The organism is Streptomyces sp. URMC 127 (assembly GCF_051386535.1).
Taxonomy (GTDB): domain Bacteria; phylum Actinomycetota; class Actinomycetes; order Streptomycetales; family Streptomycetaceae; genus Streptomyces.
Map to the genome: position 1 here is coordinate 1 of NZ_JBPQTW010000357.1, position 3,804 is coordinate 3,804.

Below are 3,804 nucleotides of genomic sequence, written 5' to 3' on the forward strand. Positions count from 1 at the left end.
GCCCACTCGCGTGGGCCGCCCCTGTCAGCTCGCTCAGCTGAGGTGCAGCTTCTGGCCGACGAAGATCACGTCCGCGTCCTGGACGATGTCCTTGTTGCGGTCGTACAGCTTCTGCCAGCCGCCCTTGACGTGCTGGGCGTCGGCGATCGTGGAGAGGGTGTCGCCCTCCTTGACCTCGTACTCGCCGTTGCCGGTCTTGTAGGACTGCGGAGCGGCGTGGCTCGGCGCGGTCCGCTTCGGGGCCGGGGCGTCCTCGCGCTCGGCGGCCTGCGGGGCCGTGTGCTTCGGCGCGGCCTTCTTCGGCGCGGCCTGGCGCTCGCTGCGGTCCGCGTGGGACTTGCCCGAGACGGAGCCGCCGCTGCGGGCCGACTTGGAGACGCTGCCGGAACCGGGGTCGACCTTCGCCTTCGGACCGCCGGCCGTCAGGCCGCCGGGACCGGCGCAGCCCCAGGCGCCCGGGCCCTGCATGGCGAGCAGCTTCTCGGCCACGGCGATCTGGGCGCTCTTGGAGGCGTGGTCGGCGCGGTCGGCGTACTTCTGGCCGCCGGCGGCGTTCCAGGAGGACTGCGAGAACTGCAGACCGCCGTAGTAGCCGTTGCCGGTGTTGATGGACCAGTCGCCACCGGACTCGCACTGGGCGACCTTGTCCCACGTCTGGACGGACGCGGCGTTGGCGGAGGTGGCGACCATCAGCGGGGCGGCCACGGCGGCGCCGGCGACACCGGCGAGCGTGACGATACGGACGGCCTTGGACGGACGACGGTGCTTGCCCTTGGACATGAGTCGTTTCCTCACCGACGCCTACGAGGTGAGCTGTCGGGTTCGGGCTGTGAGTTCGCCCGGCTTCGTGTGCGAGCACACTCGGCTTCACCCCTAGCCGGTCCCGGACCCGCGGCCTTCGTTCGGCCGAGGAGCCGTTCCCGGCGCCTACCTTGGTTCCCCCGCTCCTGCCTACGGCGCTTGCGCGACGACTCCACCGGCCGTCGGCAGGATTCGGCGTGACGACCGTGGTGCTCGCGGTGGCGAGCGGTCACGACGGTAAACACAGTCGCGGCAAGGGTTCAAACCCCTCTTTCCGGCCACAGCGGCCCCTGGTTACCCATGGGAACATTGCGTTTCCGCAGGTAGAAGGGGCTTTGCCGAGTTGGGGAAGGTGACATTCCGCCAACTGGCAAAGAGACCCATGTCTCACTTTCGACTGGAACGGACATTCGCCGCGAACTACCGGTCTATTTACCGACCTCAAGCCTCTGACCAGGACGGATCAGGTCAGGATCGGTTCCGACCACTTTCTCATTGCGGTGGTAGAGCGACTGCCAACCACCGTTGACCGCATGCTGTTCGGCAATGACTGACAGGTTGTCACCGGGGCGCACGGTGTAGTCGGTGGCCGTGGGACTGCCGGTACGGCCCTCGCCGCCGCCGCGCGACGATCGAGTGTCGTCCGAACGTGACGGATCGGCACGATGCCTGCCCGTACCGGCTCCGACGCCGTCGGACGCCTGGCCCGACGCCGGACCGGAACCCTCCGGAGCGTCCGCCGCGGGCGCCGACGGGGATGCGGGAGACGTGGGAGAGGCCGGCGAGGCGGGCGACGTGGGGATCGAGGTCGGGTCGTCCGAGGGGGACTGCGAGGGCTTGCGGTGCCGGCCCTCCCCGGCCGCACCGGACGCCTCGTCACCGGGCGTGCTCCCGCCGGGCTTCCCGTCGCCCGGCTTCGCGTCGCCCGGCGTGGAGGACGAGGCATCGGGGGACGGACTGCCGGACGGCGTCCCGGAGGGCTTGCCGGACGGCTGGTCCGGCGAGGGCTTGCCAGTCGACGGCTGAGCGGAAGGCTCCGCCGAGGGCTTGCCGGACTGCGAGGGAGCCGTGGACGGCTTCTTGGACTCCTCGCGGCGGTCCGGCTCCGACGGCGTGGAGTGCGAAGTGGTGCGCTCCGGGGCGCGTGATGGCGTCGAGTCGCTCGCGGGGGCGTGCGTGCCTCCCGGATTGACGTCGGCCCTGGCTCCGCCCGAGGTCAGGCCCGCGCCCGCGGCGCAGCTCGACCAGGGGCCGTTGCCGCCGCTTTCGAGGATCTCCTCGGCGACGGCGATCTGCTGCGCACGGCTGGCGAGGTCGGGCCGGGGGGCGTACTCCCGGCCGCCGTGGCGCTCCCAGAGGTCCTGGGTCAGCTGCAGTCCCCCGTAGGTCCCGTTGCCCGAGTTGGCACTCCACAGGCCTCCGCTCTCGCACTGGGCCACGCGGTCCCAGGTGCCGGCGTCGGCGGCGCTCGCTCCGGTGGCCGCCATCAGCGGCATGGCGATCCCGGAGGCGGTCACCCCCGCGGCGACCACGATGGCGGGTATCTGACGGGGGCGGCGATGTCGGCCGGTTCCGGATCTCATGGCATATGGCCTCTCGTACGGCGTCGGATCGGAATGGTCGTTGAAGATAGCGACGGCCCACTCCAGTCACAAGCCGGTGTAGCGGAGGTCACGCCGAGGTCACGCCGGATGACGGGAGGTCAGGCGGGCCCGGATTTGGGGTGATTCGCACCGGGGGCCGGGTCGGGGCTTGTGCCCGGAATGCCCCGTGACGGCCCCTCAGGCGTGAAGGCCACCGGAAGGGTGCGCAGACCGCGCATGATGAGCCCGCCGCGCCACCGCAGGTCCTCCGGTGCGGCGTTCAGCCGCAGGTCGGGCAGGCGTCGCAGCAGCGTCGCGAGGGCGGTCCGGCCCTCCAGGCGCGCGAGGGGCGCGCCGAGGCAGTAGTGGATGCCGTGACCGTAGCCCAGGTGCTGGTTGTCGCGCCGGGAGAGGTCGAGCGTGTCGGGGTCGGTGAACCGCTCGGGGTCGCGGTCGGCCGCCGCGAGGACGACGAGGACGGGGTCGCCCTCGGCGATGCGCTGCCCGCCGATCGTCAGGTCCCGCGTGGCGAACCGCCAGGTCGCGAGCTCCACCGGGCCGTCGTAGCGGAGCAGCTCCTCGACGCCCGTGGCGAGCAGGCTCTCGTCGCCATCGGCGAGGGCGCGCTGGAGGCGCTCGCGCTGCTCCGGATGGCGCAGGAGCGCGTAGGTTCCGTTACCGATCAGGTTCACAGTTGTTTCAAAACCGGCGAACAAGAGGATGAAGGCCATGGCCGCGGCCTCGTTCTCCGTGAGGTGCTCGCCGTGGTCGCTCGCCCGGATGAGTCCCGAGATGAGGTCTTCTCCGAGATCCTCCCGCTTTCGGTGGATGAGCTCCGCGAGATAGGTCCGCATCTTCTTGACGGACCGGGCCACTCCCCCGCGCGGGCCGCCGCCGTGGCGGATCATCATCCCGGCCCAGTCCCGGAAGTCGTCCTGGTCCTCGGGCGGGACGCCGAGCATGTCGCAGATGGCGTAGATGGGGAGCGGGAACGCGAACTCGTGGATGAGGTCCGCCTCCCCTCTTCCCGCGAACCCGTCAATGAGCCGGTCCGTCAGCTCCTGCACCCGGGGGGCGAACTCCGCGACGCGGCGCGGGGTGAACGCCTTGGAGACGAGGCGGCGCAGCCGGGTGTGGTCCGGCGGGTCGATGTTGAGCAGGTGCGTCATCAAGTTGGCGCTGCGCTCGCCCGGGATGCCGACCTTGCCCTTGCCGTGGGCGGATTCGGAGTGGTGCACGGGGTTCTTCGACAGGCGCTGGTCGGCGAGCGCCTGGCGGGCGTCGGCGTACCGGGTGACCAGCCAGGCCTCCACGCCGCTGGGCAGGGCCGTGCGGTGCACGGGGGCGTGCTCGCGCAGCCAGGCGTACGCCGGGTAGGGGTCGGAGGCGAACTCCCAGGTGAAGAGGGAGGGGGCGGCGG

3 protein-coding genes and 1 riboswitch are annotated in these 3,804 nt (G+C 71.3%); all 3 genes read right to left on the reverse strand.

The genetic code is table 11. From position 1 onward, the window contains the following. Positions 1-33: 33 nt before the first annotated feature. On the reverse strand, positions 34-780 hold the full coding sequence (locus ACSNOH_RS33810; protein ID WP_436725273.1) for a transglycosylase family protein: 747 nt from the start codon (positions 778-780) through the stop codon (positions 34-36). A 3-nt stretch (positions 781-783) separates the two neighbouring features. Beyond that, positions 784-969, reverse strand: a riboswitch (cyclic di-AMP (ydaO/yuaA leader). 260 nt (positions 970-1,229) lie between these two features. Continuing rightward, positions 1,230-2,384 (reverse strand): transglycosylase family protein, encoded by a 1,155-nt coding sequence (locus ACSNOH_RS33815; protein WP_436725274.1) that lies wholly within the window; start codon positions 2,382-2,384, stop codon positions 1,230-1,232. 119 nt (positions 2,385-2,503) lie between these two features. Next, positions 2,504-3,804: cytochrome P450 family protein (locus ACSNOH_RS33820; RefSeq protein ID WP_436725275.1), on the reverse strand; the 1,301-nt coding region annotated here is incomplete at its 5' end.

Excerpts from the sequence above, each read along its gene's own strand:
- ACSNOH_RS33810 (WP_436725273.1), bottom strand. The coding sequence starts at position 780 with ATGTCCAAGGGCAAGCACCGTCGTCCGTCCAAGGCCGTCCGTATCGTC.
- ACSNOH_RS33815 (WP_436725274.1), bottom strand. The coding sequence starts at position 2,384 with ATGAGATCCGGAACCGGCCGACATCGCCGCCCCCGTCAGATACCCGCC.